At 71.8% G+C, this 16,934-nt stretch carries 15 protein-coding genes; 11 read left to right on the forward strand and 4 right to left on the reverse strand.

Annotated features, from left to right (window positions below; genetic code table 11):
• The first annotated feature begins 2 nt into the window (after window positions 1–2).
• Genes ABZ386_RS33910 through ABZ386_RS33950 form a run of 9 tightly spaced genes read left to right on the forward strand, consistent with a single transcriptional unit; the run spans window position 3 to window position 8,437 of the window.
• Window positions 3–881: a sugar ABC transporter permease gene (locus ABZ386_RS33910; RefSeq protein WP_356619627.1), complete on the forward strand. Its 879-nt coding sequence runs from the start codon at window positions 3–5 to the stop codon at window positions 879–881.
• On the forward strand, window positions 878–1,702 hold the full coding sequence (locus tag ABZ386_RS33915) for a carbohydrate ABC transporter permease (protein WP_351346367.1): 825 nt from the start codon (window positions 878–880) through the stop codon (window positions 1,700–1,702). The genes ABZ386_RS33910 and ABZ386_RS33915 overlap by 4 nt, the downstream gene beginning before the upstream one ends.
• Window positions 1,699–2,790, forward strand: coding sequence for an ABC transporter ATP-binding protein (locus tag ABZ386_RS33920; protein ID WP_358967405.1), 1,092 nt, complete (start codon window positions 1,699–1,701; stop codon window positions 2,788–2,790). The genes ABZ386_RS33915 and ABZ386_RS33920 overlap by 4 nt, the downstream gene beginning before the upstream one ends.
• Window positions 2,787–3,611, forward strand: a complete 825-nt coding sequence (locus tag ABZ386_RS33925; RefSeq protein WP_351346371.1) for a DeoR/GlpR family DNA-binding transcription regulator — start codon at window positions 2,787–2,789, stop codon at window positions 3,609–3,611. Before ABZ386_RS33920 ends, ABZ386_RS33925 begins: the two co-directional genes overlap by 4 nt.
• Window positions 3,589–4,668, forward strand: coding sequence for an ABC transporter ATP-binding protein (locus ABZ386_RS33930; protein ID WP_358967408.1), 1,080 nt, complete (start codon window positions 3,589–3,591; stop codon window positions 4,666–4,668). The genes ABZ386_RS33925 and ABZ386_RS33930 overlap by 23 nt, the downstream gene beginning before the upstream one ends.
• Window positions 4,665–5,696 carry a 2-hydroxyacid dehydrogenase gene (locus ABZ386_RS33935; protein WP_351346376.1) on the forward strand — a complete coding sequence of 344 codons (1,032 nt, stop codon included), beginning with the start codon at window positions 4,665–4,667 and terminating at the stop codon, window positions 5,694–5,696. The genes ABZ386_RS33930 and ABZ386_RS33935 overlap by 4 nt, the downstream gene beginning before the upstream one ends.
• Window positions 5,697–5,715: 19 nt before the next feature.
• Window positions 5,716–7,140 (forward strand): FGGY-family carbohydrate kinase, encoded by a 1,425-nt coding sequence (locus ABZ386_RS33940; RefSeq protein WP_355720081.1) that lies wholly within the window; start codon window positions 5,716–5,718, stop codon window positions 7,138–7,140.
• 26 nt (window positions 7,141–7,166) lie between these two features.
• On the forward strand, window positions 7,167–8,210 hold the full coding sequence (locus tag ABZ386_RS33945; RefSeq protein ID WP_358967411.1) for a glycerophosphodiester phosphodiesterase family protein: 1,044 nt from the start codon (window positions 7,167–7,169) through the stop codon (window positions 8,208–8,210).
• Window positions 8,210–8,437 (forward strand): hypothetical protein, encoded by a 228-nt coding sequence (locus ABZ386_RS33950; protein ID WP_114252551.1) that lies wholly within the window; start codon window positions 8,210–8,212, stop codon window positions 8,435–8,437. The genes ABZ386_RS33945 and ABZ386_RS33950 overlap by 1 nt, the downstream gene beginning before the upstream one ends.
• Before the next feature lie 3 nt (window positions 8,438–8,440).
• Here the strand turns inward: ABZ386_RS33950 and ABZ386_RS33955 are convergent, their stop codons facing one another.
• Window positions 8,441–9,079: a DsbA family protein gene (locus tag ABZ386_RS33955; RefSeq protein WP_351346382.1), complete on the reverse strand. Its 639-nt coding sequence runs from the start codon at window positions 9,077–9,079 to the stop codon at window positions 8,441–8,443.
• 137 nt (window positions 9,080–9,216) lie between these two features.
• Here ABZ386_RS33955 and pepN point away from each other — a divergent pair, with 137 nt between their 5' ends.
• Together pepN and ABZ386_RS33965 are read left to right on the forward strand one after the other, a co-directional pair.
• The gene (gene pepN, locus ABZ386_RS33960; protein ID WP_351346384.1) at window positions 9,217–11,796 is read left to right on the forward strand and encodes an aminopeptidase N; all 2,580 of its coding nucleotides are present in this window, start codon (window positions 9,217–9,219) and stop codon (window positions 11,794–11,796) included.
• A 195-nt stretch (window positions 11,797–11,991) separates the two neighbouring features.
• The gene (locus tag ABZ386_RS33965) at window positions 11,992–13,029 is read left to right on the forward strand and encodes a hypothetical protein (RefSeq protein ID WP_358967414.1); all 1,038 of its coding nucleotides are present in this window, start codon (window positions 11,992–11,994) and stop codon (window positions 13,027–13,029) included.
• A gap of 78 nt (window positions 13,030–13,107) precedes the next feature.
• On the opposite strand, the gene ABZ386_RS33970 is transcribed toward ABZ386_RS33965, so the two are convergent.
• The 3 genes from ABZ386_RS33970 to ABZ386_RS33980 all read right to left on the reverse strand — a co-directional run bounded on the left by ABZ386_RS33970 (window position 13,108) and on the right by ABZ386_RS33980 (window position 16,779).
• Entirely contained in the window at window positions 13,108–14,256 is a 1,149-nt protein-coding gene (locus ABZ386_RS33970; protein WP_356673557.1) for a serine hydrolase domain-containing protein, read from the reverse strand.
• 60 nt (window positions 14,257–14,316) lie between these two features.
• Window positions 14,317–16,077, reverse strand: a complete 1,761-nt coding sequence (locus tag ABZ386_RS33975) for a TIGR03767 family metallophosphoesterase (protein ID WP_351346390.1) — start codon at window positions 16,075–16,077, stop codon at window positions 14,317–14,319.
• Between the two features lie 243 nt (window positions 16,078–16,320).
• Window positions 16,321–16,779: an NUDIX hydrolase gene (locus ABZ386_RS33980; protein WP_351346392.1), complete on the reverse strand. Its 459-nt coding sequence runs from the start codon at window positions 16,777–16,779 to the stop codon at window positions 16,321–16,323.
• Window positions 16,780–16,934: the final 155 nt, after the last annotated feature.

Below are 16,934 nucleotides of genomic sequence, written 5' to 3' on the forward strand. Positions count from 1 at the left end.
CCATGCGGCTCGCGCTGCGACCGTACCTCCTCATCGTCCCGGCCCTGCTGCTCACCTGCGGGATCCTCTACCCCTTCGGGCTCGGCCTGTATTACACGCTGTTCGACTTCTCGGCGAGCAAACCGCAGCCGGACATGGTGCGGTTCGAGAACTACAGAGCCGTCTTCACCCAGGAGGCGTTCTGGAACTCGGCGTGGGTGACCGTGCTCTACGCGGTCGGGGCGGCGCTCGCCGAGACCGTGCTCGGCGTGGCCGTCGCCCTGCTGCTGCACCGCTCGACGATCGTCGGACGGGTCCTGGAGAAGATCCTCATCCTGCCGCTGATGATCGCGCCGGTCATCGCGGCGATCATCTGGAAGCTGATGCTCCAGCCGTCCGTGGGCGTCGTCAACTACCTGCTGCGGCCCTTCGGCCTGGGCGGGGTGCAGTGGACCGACACCCCCACGGGCGCGCTGCTGTCGTCGATCGCCGTGGACGTGTGGGTGTACACCCCGTTCGTGGCGATCCTCGCCCTCGCCGGTCTGCGGTCGCTGCCCGCCTCCCCGTTCGAGGCGGCGGCCGTGGACGGCGCGGGATGGTGGTACACGTTCCGGCGGCTGACCCTGCCGATGCTGTGGCCGTACGTGCTGGTCGCGGTGATCTTCCGGTTCATGGACTCGCTGAAGGTGTTCGACATCATCTACGCCCTCACCGAGGGCGGGCCGGGTGACTCGACCGTCGTGCTCCAGATCCGGGCGTACCTGGAGGCCATCCGTTTCCAGCGCTACTCGTTCGGGATCTCCTACACGATCGTGCTGTGGGCCGTGGTGTACCTGGCCGCGATGGTGCTGGTGAAGCACCTGGGGAAGATCCAGCGGAAGGCCGCGGAGGTGACCACATGAGGAAACGCCTGGTGGGGTGGCTGTGCGACGCCGCCCTGGTCCTCTACTTCGTCTTCGCGCTGTTCCCGATCGCCTGGATGGTGATCCTGTCGCTGAAGCCGGCGGACCAGCTCTTCTCCACCTACTTCTCCTTCTCCCCCACCCTCGACGGCTACCGGACGGTCCTCGGCGACAGCGAGGGCATCCCGTTCGTGCGGTTCTTCGTCAACAGCCTGGTGGTGTCGGTGGGGGCGGTCGCGCTGTCGCTGGTGGTCGGGCTGCCGGCGGCGTACGCCTCGGCCCGGTGGCGGTTCAAGGGCTCGGAGAACCTGATGTTCACGCTGCTGTCGTTCCGCTTCGCACCCGAACTGACCGTCATCATCCCGCTGTTCGTGCTGTACCAGAAGCTCGGCCTGTTCGACACGTACGTCGGCATGGTGTGGGTGCTGCAACTGGTGACGCTGCCGCTGATCGTGTGGATCATGCGGTCCTACTTCGCCGACCTCACCCCCGAGCTGGAGCAGGCGGCCCTGCTCGACGGCTACACCCGCAAGCAGGCCTTCTTCAAGGTGGCCCTGCCGCTGGTCAAGCCGGGCATCGCGGCCGTGTCGCTGCTGGCGTTCATCTTCGCCTGGAACAACTTCGTCTTCCCGCTGATCCTCACCTCCAACGAGGCGCAGACGGTGACCGTCGGCGCGCTGTCCTTCCTCGGCGGGGACCGGCCCAAGTACAACCTCACGGCCGCCGCCGCGCTGGTGTCCGTCGTCCCGCCGCTGCTGCTCGCGCTGACGATCCAGCGGTATCTGGTGCGGGGCCTGTCGTTCGGGGCGGTGAAGTCATGATCCGGCTGAGCGGGATACGGAAGACGTACGGCAAGACCCTCGCGCTCGACGAGCTCGAACTGGAGGTCCGGGAGGACGAGTTCTTCTGCCTGCTGGGCCCGTCGGGCGCCGGCAAGACCACCACCCTGAAGACCATCGCCGGACTCGAACAGCCCGACTCCGGCACGGTCGTGCTCGACGGCCAGGACATGCGGGGCGTCGAGCCCTACGACCGGGGCGTGGCGATGTGCTTCGAGAGCTACGCCCTCTACCCGCACCGCTCGGCCTACGACAACCTCGCCTCGCCGCTGCGCTCGCCCCGGCACCGGCTGCCCGCCGACCAGGCCCGGGAGCGCATCGGCGCGATCGCCGAACTGCTCGGGATCTCGGGGCTGTTGGACCGGCCCGTCGGGCAGCTGTCGAACGGGCAGCGGCAGCGCGTCGCCCTCGGCCGGGTGCTGGTCCGCCCCGCCCGGGCCTTCCTGCTCGACGAGCCGCTCTCCCACCTCGACGCCAAGCTCCGCCAGCAGATGCGGGCCGAGCTGAAGGCCATCGGGGCCGTGCAGCACACCACCACCCTGTACGTCACCCACGACTCGGTGGAGGCGCTGGCGCTCGGCGACCGGATCGGGGTGATCCGGCAGGGGCGGATCGTGCAGACGGGCACGCGGGAGGAGATCTGGTACCGGCCGCACGACACTGAGGTCGCGCGGGCCTTCGGCCGGCCCCGGATCAACCTGCTGCCGGGCGTGGTGACGGAGAGCGGGGTGCGGTCGGAGGGCGGGGTGGAGCTGCCGGTCCGGGCCCAGGCCGCTCCGGGCACGGACGTCCTGGTCGGCCTGCGCCCCCGGGACCTCGCCCTGCACGGCGGCGAGGGCCACGGGCTGACCGGGACCGTGTACGTCACCGAGGTGCTCGGCCGGTCCGTCGAGGTCACCGTCCGGCTCGGCACCGGGGAGCAGCGGGTGTCGCTGGTGGCCCCCCGGGCCGACGCGGCGCGCCTTCGTCCGGACGATCCGGTACGGCTCGTGGTCCGGCCTGAGAACCTGCTGCTGTTCGAGGCCGACCGGCCGGAACGACCGGGACGACGGATAGAGACACAGCCATGAGCAGCAGCAGTGGTGGACAGCAGGGGCCCGCGGCGCGGCAGGCGGCCATGGCCGAGCAGGTGCTGGCCGACGGCTCGGCGACGGCGGCGGAGCTGGCCGAGCGGTTCGGGGTGAGCCTGATGACCATTCACCGGGACCTCGACGAGCTCGAACGGCAGGGCATCGTACGGAAGTTCCGCGGCGGGGTGACCGCGCAGCCGTCGGGGGTCTTCGAGTCGAACGTGCAGTACCGGCTGAAGACCATGCGGGCCGAGAAGGCCGCCGTCGCCGAGCGGGCGGTGCGGATGGTCGAGCCCGGCATGGCGATCCTGCTGGACGACTCCACGTCCACGCTGGAGATAGCCAGGCGGCTGCGCACGGGCGAGGTCACGCCCCTGACGGTCGTCACCAACTTCCTGGAGGCGATCAACCTCCTGGCCGACCAGCGGGGCATCCATCTGATGGCCCTGGGCGGCGACTACGACCCGCTGCACTCCTCGTTCCTCGGCGTGTCCTGCGTGGAGGCCGTCGAACAGCTGCGGGTGGACGTGTGCTTCGCGTCGACATCGGCCGTGCACGGGGGTTACGCGTACCACCAGGAGCAGCACATCGTGTCCGTGAAGCGGGCGATGCTCGACGCGGCGGCACGGAACGTCCTGCTGATCGACCACACCAAGCTCGGCCGGGTCGCCCTGCACCGGGTCGTCCCGCTGTCCCGCTTCGACACGGTCCTCGTCGACGACGGGGCGTCGCCGGAGGCACTGCGGGATCTGGACGAGCACAAGGTCCGTTACGAGGTTTGCGCGACGAAGGGCGGCCATGACGGGACTGGAGCTACGTGAGCTGCGGAAGACCTATCGGTCGCGGGGGCGGCCTGCCGTGGACGCCGTCCGCGGGATCGACCTGAACCTCCGCTCCGGGGAACTGCTCGGGCTGCTCGGGCCCTCCGGCTGCGGCAAGTCGACGACCCTGCGCATGATCGCCGGACTGGAGTCCGTCACCGACGGGGACATCCTGGTGGGCGGGGCGTCGGTGGTCGAACGGCCCGCGCAGCAGCGGAACATCGGGGTCGCGTTCGAGAACTACGCGCTGTATCCGCCGCTGTCCGTCGCGGAGAACCTGGCGTTCGGGCTGAAGGCCCGGCGGAAGGCGGCCCGCGGTGACATCGACCGCAAGGTGAAGGAGATCGCCGAGCGGGTCGGCCTGACCGACCTCCTCGACGCCCGCCCGGCCGGGCTCTCCAGCGGCCAGAAACAGCGCGTCTCCCTGGCCCGGGCCCTGATCCGCGAACCGGACGTGCTGCTCCTCGACGAGCCCCTCTCGCACCTGGACGCGGCCCAGCGCGACACCACCCGCCGCGAACTCAAGCGCATCCAGAAGGACCTCGGCCACACCACCATCCTGGTCACCCACGACCAGGAGGAGGCCCTCTCCCTCGCCGACCGGATCGCCGTCATGAAGGACGGCGTCATCCAGCAGCTCGGCACCCCCTACGAGATCTACGACAGCCCGGCCAACGTCTTCGTCGCGGACTTCGTCGGCGAGCCCGCGATCACGCTGCTGCCCGGCATCGCCGACGGCGACGGCCACGCCCGCCTCTCCGACGCGGTCCGCGTCGCGCTGCCCGTGCCGGTGGACCGGGGCCGTGAGGTGGTGGTCGGCATCCGCCCGGAGGACGTCCGGCTCACCGCCGAAGGCGGGCTGCCCGCCCGGGTCGTCGCCCACGAACCCCTGCTGGAGTCGGGCCTGGCGACTCTCGCCCTGGACGGGGTCGAACGGCATCTGGTCGTCCTCACCGACCCCGAGGTCCGGCTCGCCCACGACGACCGGGTCGAGGTCACCGCCGACCCACAGCACACCCACGTCTTCGACGCCGAGACAGGAGACTCCCTGCGATGACTGCCGGAAACAGCGTGCGTGTCGTGGCCGCCGGTGACCACTTCGTCCTGCCGTCCCTGATCGCACGGGCGGTGCGGCACGAGGTGGCACAGGCGCAGGTCGGTGAGCTGCGACTCGGCTGGCCGCTGGAGCCGTTCGGGCCGGTCGCCGAGGTGCAGGAGGCCAGTGACGCCGAGGACGAGATGATCGAGGCGCTGGCCGGGGCGGAGGTGCTGGTCACGCAGATGGGGCCGGTCACCGAGAAGGTGCTGGCCGCCTGCCCGGACCTGAAACTGGTCGTGGTGTGCCGGGGCGGGCCGGTGAACGTCAACCTGGACGCGGCGAAGCGGCGGGACGTGCGGGTGTGCTTCGCGCCGGGCCGCAACGCCGCCGCCACCGCCGAGTTCACTCTCGGCCTGATGCTGGCCGCCCTGCGCCGCATCCCCCAGGCCCACGAGCCGCTCGCCCGGCACGGCAGCTGGGAGGGCGCGACGTACTACACGTACGAGCGGAGCGGCCTGGAACTGGAGGACCTGCCCGTCGGCCTGGTCGGCTACGGGGCCGTCGGCAGCCGGGTCGCGCGCGTGCTGTGCGCGTTCGGGGCGCGGGTGATGGTGTACGACCCCTATGTGCACGGCGAGATCCACGGGCTGCGCGTGACCTCGCTCGACGAACTCCTGCGCCGCTCCCAGGTGATCACGCTGCACGCCCGGCTCACCCCCGAGACCCGGGGCCTGATCGGCGCCCGGGAGCTGGCGCTGCTGCCGCGGGGAGCGGTGGTGGTGAACGTGGCCCGGGGCCCGCTGCTGGACGAGGACGCGCTGTGCGACGCCCTGGAGAGCGGTCGGGTGTCGGCGGCGGCGCTCGACACGTACGAGCGGGAGCCGCTGCCGGAGGAGTCCCGGCTGCGGGGGTTCGCCGAACGCGTGGTGCTCACGCCCCACTTGGGCGGCGCGTCCCGCGCGGTCGCGGAGAAGGCGGCGCGGATCGCCGCCGAGGAGGTGGGCCGCTGGGTGCGGGGAGAGCCGCTCGCGCACTGTCTGACCTGAGGACCCGGAGGAGAGCCGCATGTACGTCGGTATCGATGTGGGCACGTCCATGGTCAAGGCGGCGGCCTTCGACGGCACGGGCCGGCAACTGGCCGTGGAGTCCCGCCCGGTGGGCCTGTCGCTGCACGGCGGGTTCGTCGAGCAGGACATGGAGGAGGTGTACGGGGCGGTCGTCGCGGTGCTCGACGCGCTGACCTCCGCCGTGGCGGAACCGGTGGAGCTCGCGGGGCTCACCGGGCAGGGCGACGGGGTGTGGCTGGTGGACGGCGAGGGCCGGCCCGTGCGCCCCGCCGCCTCCTGGATGGACGGACGGGCGCACGAACTGGTCGACCGGTGGCTGGCCGACGGCACGTTCGAGACGGTGTTCCGGCGGACCGGCAGCGCGATGTTCCCGGGCTGCCCGGGCCCGCTGCTGGCCTGGCTGGACAGCCGCGAACCGAAGGCGCTGGACGCCGCGCAGGCCGCCCTGTACTGCAAGGACGTGGTGTTCCACCGGCTGACCGGAGCCGGTCCGACGACGGATGTGTCGGACGCGTCGATGCCGTTCCTGGACCCGCGGACGCGCACGTACGACAACCGGGTCGTCGAGCTGCTGGGCCTCACCCACCGGCGGGGCCTGCTCGCCCCCGTCAGCGACCCGGTCGCGACGGCCGAGGCGCGCGGCGAGGGCCTGCCGTCCGGCACCCGGATCGCGAACGGCCCCTACGACCTGCCGGCCTGCGCGCTGGGCGCCGGGGTGACGTCCCCGGGCGACGGTCTGCTGATCGTCGGGACCTGTCTGGCCAGCCTGGTCGCCACGACCGAGCTGGACCTGACCGGTGAGCCGGCGGGCCTGTACATCTCCACCGACCGGCCCGGGTACTGGCTGCGCGCCATGCCCGCGATGGTCGGCACGGCCGCGCTGGACTGGGTGCTGTCCACGACGGGCGTACGGCACGACGAGGTGGACGGCCTGCTGGCCGGGACCCCGCCGGGCGCGAACGGCGTCCGCGTCCTGCCGTACTTCGCGCCCTCCGGCGAACGGGCCCCCTTCGTCGAGCCCCGGCTGCGCGCCGAACTCACCGGCGTCTCCCTGGAGTCGACCCGGGGCGATCTGGTCCGCGCCACCTGCGAGGGCATCGGGTACGCCGCCCGGCACTGCCTTGAGGCGGCGGGGCTGACCGGGGACCTGGCGGTGTGCGGCGGCGGCACCCGCAGCCCCGCCTGGATGCGGCTGCTGGCCGACGTGCTCGGGCGGCCCCTGCGGGTCGTCGAGGGCGAGGTGGGCGCGCGCGGGGCGGTACTGGCGGCGGCCGAGCGGTACGGGGTCGGGCTGGACACGAAGGCGTGGACGAAACCGACGGCGGTCGTCGAGCCGGACCCGGGCCGGGCCGCGTCCTACACGCGGGGCTACGAGGAGCACCTGACCCGGCTGGCGCAGGCGCGGGACCGGGCGCGTTCGTGAACCTGTCTTCGACGAAGGGGAGTCGCATGCGGCTCGGACGGAGATCCCTCCTGCTCGCGGCGGCGACGGGAACAGCCACGGCCGCCACGGGAACGGCTGCGGCGGCGGCCGAGCCCCGCACACGCGGCCCGGTGGTCATCGGCCACCGGGGCGCGGCCGGCTGGCGGCCGGAGCACACGGCGGCCTCGTACACGTACGCCGTGCAGACGGGCGCCGACTGGATCGAACCGGACCTGGTGCCGACGAAGGACCACGTGCTGGTGGTCCGGCACGAGAACGAGATCTCCCGGACGACCGACGTGGCCCGCCGCCCGGAGTTCGCGGACCGCCGTACGACGAAGACGGTCGACGGCCGCTCGGTGACGGGCTGGTTCACGGAGGACTTCACGCTGGCCGAGCTGAAGACGCTGCGGGCGGTGGAGCGGCTGCCGCAGGTCCGCGATCGCAACACCGTCTTCGACGGCCGCGAGGAGGTCATGACGTTCCAGGAGGTCGTGGACCTGGCGCGGCGGCTGTCGCGGACGTACGGCCGGACGATCGCCGTCTTCCCGGAGACCAAGCACCCCACGTACTTCCGGTCGATCGGCCTGCCGTTGGAGACGGAGCTGGCGTCCGCGATCCGCCGCAACCGGCTCGGGCGGCGCGAGTGCGTCGTGCAGTCCTTCGAGCCGACGAGCCTGAAGCGGATCGCCGCGGCGGGGCTGGGGGTGCCGCTGTGGCAGGCGCTGGGGACGACGGGCGGGCCGTACGACCTGCCCGGGACGACCTACGAGGAGATGGCGACCCCGGCGGGCCTGGCGGACATCGCGGAGTACGCGGACTGGATCGGGCCGGACAAGTCGTCGCTCGTCGGCACGTCCCTCGTCGCGGACGCGCACGCGGCGGGGCTGCGGATCGGGCCGTACACGTTCCGGGCGGAGAACCAGTTCCTGCCGGCGGACCTGCGGCGGGGAACCGGACCGAACGATTTCGGGGACGCGTTCGCCGAATACGCGCTGTACTACCGCATGGGGGTCGATGCGGTCGTAACCGACTTCCCCGACCTGGCGGTGATGGCGAGGAGGGGCTGATGACGGTGAGCCGGGCGTGCCGGACCTGCGGCACCATGCAGGAGTTCCGGATCTTCAACGCCGCCGAGCGGGCGGCCGTCCGGGCGGAGAAGGGGGACGGTCACTTCGTGGACGACTACTGGCGCTGCACCGCTGTCGGCTGCCGGTGGTACCAGCGTTACCTCAACCGCGGCGAGGACGGCCTGCTCCCGGAGGAACTGAAGATCCAGCCCGCCCCCGCCGAGTGAGTCCTACAGGTTGGAGAAGTCCGGGCCCTTGGTACGGGTGCGCTTGATCTCGTAGAAGCCCGGCACCGAGGCCACGGCGAGGGTGCCGTCCCAGAGGCGGGCGGCCTCCTCGCCCTTGGGGGCCGGGGTGACGACCGGGCCGAAGAAGGCGAGCTGCTCGCCGTCGGCGCCGGGCACGGCGATGACCGGGGTGCCGACCTCCTGGCCGACCAGGTCGATGCCCTCCTTGTGGGAGGCGCGCAGCTCGGGCTCGTAGCGGGTGCCGTCCCAGTGCTCCATGAGGGACTCGGGCAGGCCGGCGTCCTTCAGGGCGGCGGCGACCGTCTCCTTGCCGGGGCCCTCGCCCTGGTTGTGGATGCGGGTGCCGAGCGCGGTGTAGAGGTCCCCGAGCACCTCGGCGCCGTGCTCCTGCTGCGCGGCTATGACGACCCGGACGGGACCCCACGCCTTGGTCTCGAGCAGCTCGCGGTACTCCTCGGGCAGCTCGTCGAGCTTGTCCTCGTTGAGGACGGCGAGGCTCATGACATGCCAGCGGACCCGGATGTCCCTGACCTTCTCCACCTCCAGCACCCAACGGGAGGTCATCCACGCCCAGGGGCACAGCGGGTCGAACCAGAAGTCGACGGGGGTCTTGTCCGACATGTCTCTCCTCATGAGGGAACCGTTTCTCCGGGAACACCGCGGTTCGCCGCCGTCATTCCCGGCTGCCCGGCGTCAGGGGCACGTGGCAGGATCGGTGCTGTTCAGCCGTATCCCACGACGCTTGAGGAGTGCCGCCCGTGCCCGGTGAGAATCTGTCCCGCGACGAGGCCCGGGAGCGGGCCGCCCTGCTGCGCGTCGACGGGTACGAGGTGTCCCTCGACCTGCGGTCCGCGGTCGGTGAGGACGCGGGTGACGGGCCCCGCACGTTCCGCTCGGTCACGACGATCCGGTTCCGCTGCAACGAGCCCGGCGCGAGCAGCTTCGCCGACCTCATCGCGCCGAGTGTGACGGCCGTCTCACTCAACGGCCGTGATCTGGACCCCGGTGAGGTCTTCGACGGCTCCCGGATCACGCTGGAGGACCTCGCCGCGGACAACGAGCTGGTGGTCGACGCCCAGTGCGCCTACTCCCGGACCGGCGAGGGCCTGCACCGCTTCGTCGACCCGGAGGACGGCGAGGTGTACCTGTACACGCAGTACGAGCCGGCCGACTCGCGCCGCGTCTTCGCCAACTTCGAGCAGCCCGACCTGAAGGCCCCCTACCGCTTCGAGGTGCGGGCCCCGGAGGGCTGGACGGTGTGGAGCAACGGGGCGGGCGAGCAGACGGACGGGGTGTGGCGGTTCGCCGAGACCAAGCCGATCTCGACGTACATCACGTGCGTGGTGGCCGGGCCGTACCACTACGTGACGGACACGTACTCCCGTACGTTCGCGGACGGCACCACGCTGGAGATCCCCCTCGGCGCCCTGTGCCGCAAGGGCCTCGCGCCCTACTTCGACGCCGACGACGTCTTCCTGGTCACCAAGCAGGGCCTGGACTTCTTCCACGACCACTTCGACTACCCGTACCCGTTCGGCAAGTACGACCAGGCGTTCGTGCCCGAGTACAACCTGGGCGCGATGGAGAACCCGGGTCTGGTGACGTTCCGCGAGGAGTTCATCTTCCGGGGCAAGGTGACGCAGGCGTCCTACGAGGGCCGGGCCAACGTGGTGCTGCACGAGATGGCGCACATGTGGTTCGGCGACCTGGTCACCATGGAGTGGTGGGACGACCTGTGGCTGAAGGAGTCGTTCGCGGACTTCATGGGCGAGTTCTCGCTGGTCGGCGCGACCCGCTTCAAGAACGGCTGGGTCACCTTCGCCAACCGCCGCAAGGCGTGGGCGTACCGCGCGGACCAGCTGCCCTCCACGCACCCGATCACGGCGGACATCCGCGACCTGCAGGACGCCAAGCTGAACTTCGACGGCATCACGTACGCCAAGGGCGCGTCGGTGCTGAAGCAGCTCGTGGCGTACGTCGGCGAGGACGCGTTCCTGGAGGGCGCCCGGCGCTACTTCAAGCGGCACGCGTACGGCAACACGCGCCTCGGTGACCTGCTGTCGGTGCTGGAGGAGACCAGCGGCCGGGACATGGGCGCCTGGTCGCGGTCCTGGCTGCAGACGGCGGGCGTGAACTCGCTGACGCCGCAGGTGCTGCTGGACGCGGACGGCCGCGTCGAGGAGCTGGCGGTGGTGCAGGAGGCGGCAGAGTCGCATCCGGAACTGCGCCCGCACCGGGTGGCGGTGGGCCTGTACCGGGTGACGGACGGCGGGGCGGTCGAGCGGTACGCGCGCGTGGAGACCGACATCGAGGGCGCGCGCACGGTCGTGGCGGACCTGGCCGGCGCGGACGCCCCGGACCTCGTCCTGGTCAACGACGACGACCTGACGTACTGCAAGATCCGCTTCGACGCGACGTCGCTGGCCACCCTGCGCGAGCACCTGGGGTCGGTCACCGACCCGCTCGCCCGCGCCCTGTGCTGGTCGGCGCTGTGGAACATGACGCGGGACGCGCTGCTCCCGGCGCGGGACTTCGTGGAGCTGGTGCTGCGCTTCGCGGGGCGCGAGTCCGGGATCGGCGTGGTGCAGATGCTGCACGCGTGGGCGGAGTCGGCGGTCACGCACTACGCGGCGCCCGCCCGGCGCGAGGTCGCCGCCGGGCTGCTCGCCGAGGGCGCGCGGCGCGAGCTGTACGCGGCCGAGCCCGGCAGCGAGCACCAGCTGGCCTGGGCGCGCTTCTTCGCCCGGACGGCCACCACCGAGGCCGACTTCGCGCTGCTGCGGGACCTGCTTCAGGGCACGGCGACGGTCGAGGGCCTGGAGCTGGACCAGGAGCTGCGGTGGGTGTTCCTGGAGCCGCTGGCCGCGCACGGGACCGTGGACGAGAAGGCGCTGGCCGAGGAGCTGGCCCGGGACGACACGGCCTCCGGCAGGCGCCACCAGGTGCGCTGTCTGGCCGCCCGCCCGTCGGAGGCGGTCAAGGCACAGGCCTGGGCGCAGGTCGTGGAGTCGGACGCGCTGTCCAACGCCATGGTGGAGGCGACCATCGCGGGCTTCTCCCAGGGCTCGCAGCGGGAGCTGCTCGCGCCGTACGCGGAGAAGTACTTCGCGGTGATCGAGCGGGTGTGGTCCGAGCGGTCGATCCAGATCGCGATGCACGTGGTGCAGGGCCTGTTCCCGTCGCTCCAGCAGTCCCCGGAGACGCTGGAGGCCACGGACGCCTGGCTGGAGACCCACCGGGAGGCCGCCCCGGCGCTGCGCCGACTGGTGCTGGAGGCCCGGGACGACCTGGCACGGGCGTTGCGTGGACAGGCGTGCGACGAGGCCGCTGACCAGTAGCTTTGGCCTAAGATCCGGCGTTCCGCCTTCGTTACAAGACGTGTGCGCCGCGAGCCGTAACCCCTGGTCCGCACCCGAACGGACCAGGGGCTTTCGGCATCCGAACATCCGTCCTTTAGGGCCGGGTTGTCCGTATTTGTCGACGGAGCTGTAACAGCGGTTCAAGGGCGGTCCGGGCACGGGAAATTGCGGAGCATGACCCACAACACCCCGCTCTCCCCCCGCCCCCCGCACGCCCTGTCCGGCCGTGGCCGCCCCCGCGTGATGACGACGGCCCAGCTCCGCTCGCACGGTGTGTCGACGGCCGAGACGAACGAGCAGTGCCGCCCCGGCGGGCCCTGGCAGCAGTTCCTGCCGGGCGTGGTCCTGCTCCACCCGGGCCCGCCGACCAGCGAGGAGCGGCTGCACGCGGTGCTGATGTACGCGGCGCGGGAGCGCGGCGGCGTGCCCGCCCAGCCCGGCGCGGGCCGGCCGTCCGCCCCCGCCCACCCGGAGGTGATGATCACGGGCCTGGCGGCGCTGACGCTGCACGGCTTCTCCTCCACTCCCCCGCTGCCCTCCCTGGACGCCATCGACGTCCTGGTGCCGCGCATGCGGCGGCTGCGCTCGGCGGGCTGCGCGCGGATCGTCCGCGGCGCCGCGCTGCCCGCCCCCGAGCAGGTCACCGGCCTGCCGGTGGCACCGGTCGCCCGCGCGCTGGCCGACGCGGTGGCGGGCCTCTCGGACGCCGACGTCGTGCGCCGCCTGATGACGGAGGCGGTGCGCGGCGGCCACTGCGACGCGACGGCGGTGGTCCGCGAACTGAACCAGGCGCGGCTGCTGAGCCGGCCGCACGTGGTGGACGCGGTGGAGTCCCTGCTGGCCGAGGGCCGGGCGATCGCGGAGGACCGCCTGTACCGGATGGTCCGCGAGTACGGCCTGCCCGACCCGGTCTGGAACGTCGACCTGCGCCTGCCCGGCGGCCCCTACCTCGGCGGTCTGGACGCGTACTGGCCCGACCAGGCGGTGGCGGTGGAGCTGGACACGCGGGCGCCCCGGCAGGACGACGACGCCCTGTGGTCGGAGTACGCCCGCAAGCGCGAGCACCTGGAGCGGCTCGGCATCACGGTCGTCCACATCACGCCGAGGAAGCTCCGCGACTCGCTGGAGCAGCAGGCGACGGTGGTGCGCACGGCGTTGATGGCGGCGGCCGACCGCGAACCGGCCGCGTACGTCGTGGTCCTGCCCCGGTAGTGACGGACCGGGGCAGGGCCAGGAGGGGGGAGGAGGGGCCGCCGGGTGCTGCCGGCGGCCCCTCCTCGACGGCGGGACCTATCTGCCGCAGAACTCCGCCTCGAGGACCGCGCCGGTGTCCCCCGACCAGTCGCCGTTGAAGTTGACGGCCAGGGAGTGCCGGCCGTCCTCGGTCGTCACCGCCATGGAGTTGGAGCCGGTGATGCCTCCGGCGTGGCCCCAGACGTGGACGCCGCAGCTGAGTTCGAGATCCGCGATACCGAGGCCGTAGCGGTAGGTGTCTTCGGCGTCGACCGTGGCCTTCATCTCCTTCAGCTGCTCGGGCGGGAGCAGCCGGCCCCGCAGGAGCGCCGAGTAGAAGCGGATCAGGTCGGCCGAGTCCGAGACCATCTCGCCCGAGCCGTAGGCCAGGCGCGGGTTGAGTTCGGTGACGTCGTACGTCGGGCCGGTGGCCGTGGTGGCCAGCTTGGAATAGGCGCGGCTGCTGGGCTTGGGCAGGGTGGTCCGGCGGCCGGGGACCGACGTGGAGGTCAGGTGCAGCGGGTCGATGATCCGGCGCTTGATCTCGTCGCCGTAGGCGTGGCCCGTGGCCTTCTCGATCACCTGCGCGGCCAGGACGTAGTTCGTGTTGGAGTACCTCCAGCCCTCGCCCGGCTCGAAGTACGGCTCGTTCCGCAGGGCGAGGGCGAGCAGGTCCTGGGGGTCGGCCTCGTCGAAGCGGTGCTTCATGAAGCCCTCGGCGGTCGCGTACGTCTGCTGGAAGCCGGTGTCCCGCAGGTAGTCGAAGATGCCGCTGGTGTGGTCCAGGAGCTGGCGGAGGGTGATCCGGCGGCCGTCGTGGCCGTTGCCCCGGACCACGCCCGGCAGCCACTTCTCCACCGTGTCGTCGAGCGACAGCCGCCCCTCGGCTTCCAGTTGCAGCACGACCGTGGCCACGAACGTCTTGGAGATGCTGGCGACCCGGTAGTGGTCCCGCACCGAACGCGGCTCGCCCGTCCGCAGGTCGCCCACGCCTGCCGTGGCCGCCCAGGTGCCGTGGCCCCGCCGCACGGTCACCGTCGCGCCCGGCACACCGTCCGCGACCGCGGCCCGCACCGCCTTGCGGGTCGCGTCGTGGCCGCCGTGCGCTGCGGCGGGAGCCGCCGCCAGTGCGGGCGTCACCAGGGCCGCCGACAGGGCCGCCGCCGTCGCCGCCGTCAGGGTCGTCGTCCGTACGCGTCTCTTCATGTGCCGAGGGACCCCGGCCGCCCGGTCCGGGTTGACCGGCCCGGGCGGGTTGAGCGGGTTTCAGCCCTTCTTGAGGACCAGTTCGGTGTTGCGGTCCTCCGGGTCGCCGCCGAGGGTCGTGCTCGCGCCCGGGGCGTTGAGGGACAGTTCGCGGTAGAGGGCCGCGAGGCCGGTCTGGGACAGGTCGGAGAAGTCCGTGCGGTGCGGGGCCGAGGACTCCACCAGCGTGGTGAACAGCGAGATCGTGCCGTCCTTGTTGTCGGTCAGCTCGATCACCCGGGCCAGCTGGGGGTAGTCGACGTGGGAGGCGGTGGAGATCTCCCAGAAGGAGCCGCCGGCGGACGTGGCGTGCGGGGTGATGACGTTCTTGTGGATGTGGCCGTTCACCCACGCGAGCACGTTGCGGTGGCCGCCGAGCAGGGCGAGCACCTCCTGGCCGGTGTGCCGGCGCTCGTAGGGGCGGGCCGGGTCGCGGCGGGTGTTCGTCATCGTCTTGCTGGTGTGGTGGCTGAAGATCACCGCGTAGGAGTCCTTGTTCTCCCGCAGCGTCCGGTCCAGCCACTTCAGCTGGCCCGCGCCGAGGGAGCCCTCGTAGTGGCCGCCCGCGTCGGTGGTGTCCAGGCTGATGCCGATGACGTCGTCGGAGATGCGGAAGGCGTAGTACTGGGTGCCCGCGTCCAGGTTGGCGGAGGAGTAGCCGTGGCCGGCCGGGCCGATGCCGCGGTAGGCCGGGTCCAGGTGCGCCTTGATGTAGTCGGTGGGCGTGAAGGGGGCGCGGCTCTCGTCGGGGGTGACCGAGCGCATGGCGCGGGCGTGGGACTTGAGGAAGTCGTGGTAGCGGACGCCCTCGGGGTCCCGGGCCTTCTTGATGAGGGTCTGCAGCCGCTGCGCCTCGGCCGCCGTCACATTCATCAGCTTCTTGCCGCCGACGGCCAGTTCGGTGAGGTAGGAGTCGCCGTGCGAGGCGTAGCAGCCCATCGGCAGGGAGTCGTGGTTGCCGACTGTGGAGTACCAGGGCAGGTTCAGGCCGGGGCTCTGCACCTCGCGGATCGCGGCCTTGAGGAAGCCGTCGAGGTGCGGGAAGCCGGCCTGCTTGTCGGTGTCGCGGACCGCCGCGTCCGGCTGCCAGTAGAGCTTGAGGCCGCTGTTCTGGACGCCCTCGTACTGGCGCGGGTCGCCGGTGTTGGGCGTGATGCGCCCGCCGCTCATGATCTTCAGGAACCACTCCAGCTCGGACTTGGCGTTGTTGTCCGTGTTGTCGCCGGTGGTCATGGCGAAGTGCAGCGGGGCGCCGGTGACGGGGGCGCCGCGCAGCGCGTTGATCCGCTCCACCAGGGCGATCGCGCCCTGCACGGTCAGCGCCTCGTGCGGCCGCCAGGCGTGCACGTCGGACGAGCGCAGGTACTCCAGGCGCAGCGGGTGCTGGGCGTCGATGATGTGCAGGTCGGTGAGCTGCACGAACGCCGCCAGCGCGGTACGGCGCCCGGCGCGGCCGGACTTGGGCGCGGCCAGCTCGGAGCGCACGACCCGCTGCCAGCCGGGTCCGTCGCCCAGGCGCCGGTATCCGGAGCCGGCGCGCGGGGTGGCGACGGACGCCACGGTCGTGCCCTTGGTGTAGGGGGCGAGCGGCGCGGCCGGTGCCTGGCGCGAGGAGGCGGCAACGGCGGCCTTCGCGCTCTCCTCGGCCGTGGCCGCCTGGCTGTCGCTGGGCCGCAGGGCGTAGCCGACGCCCGCGGACAGGGCGACCGCTCCGGTGGCGGCGAGGACGGAACGACGGTGGATGCCCTGGCCGGAGCCGGCGACTGAGCGTGTGCGCGACATGCGCTTCTCTCCCCGAGTGCGAACGCGTCGGCAGTGGTCGCGGGGTGTTCGTTCACGTGAACACCCCGCTCGTACTGGATCGTTGGCAGCGGGGATGACCTGTGCGTAAACGCGGCGGCAACGGGCAGCGCCGATCACCGTACGTGGATCTTGGACTACCCAGTGCGTCGTCGTCCGCTCCGGGAACGGTCCGGAGCCGGTCACACGGCGTTCATCTTCCGGGGTACTGCACCTAGTCCAGAACTAGTCCAGGGCGCCTGCCAGCCGTCCGGTCACCGGCCGCTCGCGCCACATCCGCAGCGCGATGTCGACCATGGAGATCCGGGCCAGAGCGGGCACCGCGTCCAGGTCCTGCCAGGCCGCGAGGTCGGTGGAGCCGTTCACCTCGTAGCGCAGTTCGCCGCCGATGACGCGGCCCTCGTAGACGAGCCGGACGGCGTGGTGGTCGACGGCGGGTCCGAAGCCGTTGCGGAAGACCCGGTGGGAGGAGTCCACGCCGAGCAGCCCGGTGACCTCGATGCGATAGCCGGTCTCCTCCTCCACCTCGCGGCGCACGGTGTCGTAGGGATCCTCGCCGTGCTCCATGCCGCCGCCGGGCACGACCCACTCGGGCGTACCGTCCGGCGCGGGTGAGCGGGCGAGGAGGATCTGTCCGTCCCGGACGCATACGGCGTAGGCCGCCACCCTCAACCTCTGTCGCATTACGGGACGTTAACCCGTGACACCCGACGAGCGGGCCGATTCGCCGCGTTCGGGCCCCATGTCCGTAAAGCACATAGCGGGTTTTCCCCATGCGTCCATTTCGTTTCGGTCAACCATCCCCAAACTTCCGTCCCTTGCGTAAAGCTGTGCGATCG

This window comes from Streptomyces sp. NPDC006140, assembly GCF_040628815.1.
Taxonomy (GTDB): domain Bacteria; phylum Actinomycetota; class Actinomycetes; order Streptomycetales; family Streptomycetaceae; genus Streptomyces.

What these genes read in the sequence shown, in the direction of transcription:
- ABZ386_RS33925 (WP_351346371.1), top strand. Translation starts at nt 2,787, where the DNA reads ATGAGCAGCAGCAGTGGTGGACAGCAGGGGCCCGCGGCGCGGCAGGCG.
- ABZ386_RS33955 (WP_351346382.1), bottom strand. Translation starts at nt 9,079, where the DNA reads ATGTCGGACAAGACCCCCGTCGACTTCTGGTTCGACCCGCTGTGCCCC.
- ABZ386_RS33935 (WP_351346376.1), top strand. Translation starts at nt 4,665, where the DNA reads ATGACTGCCGGAAACAGCGTGCGTGTCGTGGCCGCCGGTGACCACTTC.
- ABZ386_RS33975 (WP_351346390.1), bottom strand. Translation starts at nt 16,077, where the DNA reads ATGTCGCGCACACGCTCAGTCGCCGGCTCCGGCCAGGGCATCCACCGT.
- ABZ386_RS33945 (WP_358967411.1), top strand. Translation starts at nt 7,167, where the DNA reads ATGCGGCTCGGACGGAGATCCCTCCTGCTCGCGGCGGCGACGGGAACA.
- ABZ386_RS33915 (WP_351346367.1), top strand. Translation starts at nt 878, where the DNA reads ATGAGGAAACGCCTGGTGGGGTGGCTGTGCGACGCCGCCCTGGTCCTC.
- ABZ386_RS33970 (WP_356673557.1), bottom strand. Translation starts at nt 14,256, where the DNA reads ATGAAGAGACGCGTACGGACGACGACCCTGACGGCGGCGACGGCGGCG.
- ABZ386_RS33965 (WP_358967414.1), top strand. Translation starts at nt 11,992, where the DNA reads ATGACCCACAACACCCCGCTCTCCCCCCGCCCCCCGCACGCCCTGTCC.
- ABZ386_RS33980 (WP_351346392.1), bottom strand. Translation starts at nt 16,779, where the DNA reads ATGCGACAGAGGTTGAGGGTGGCGGCCTACGCCGTATGCGTCCGGGAC.
- ABZ386_RS33920 (WP_358967405.1), top strand. Translation starts at nt 1,699, where the DNA reads ATGATCCGGCTGAGCGGGATACGGAAGACGTACGGCAAGACCCTCGCG.
- ABZ386_RS33940 (WP_355720081.1), top strand. Translation starts at nt 5,716, where the DNA reads ATGTACGTCGGTATCGATGTGGGCACGTCCATGGTCAAGGCGGCGGCC.
- ABZ386_RS33930 (WP_358967408.1), top strand. Translation starts at nt 3,589, where the DNA reads ATGACGGGACTGGAGCTACGTGAGCTGCGGAAGACCTATCGGTCGCGG.
- ABZ386_RS33910 (WP_356619627.1), top strand. Translation starts at nt 3, where the DNA reads ATGCGGCTCGCGCTGCGACCGTACCTCCTCATCGTCCCGGCCCTGCTG.
- ABZ386_RS33950 (WP_114252551.1), top strand. Translation starts at nt 8,210, where the DNA reads ATGACGGTGAGCCGGGCGTGCCGGACCTGCGGCACCATGCAGGAGTTC.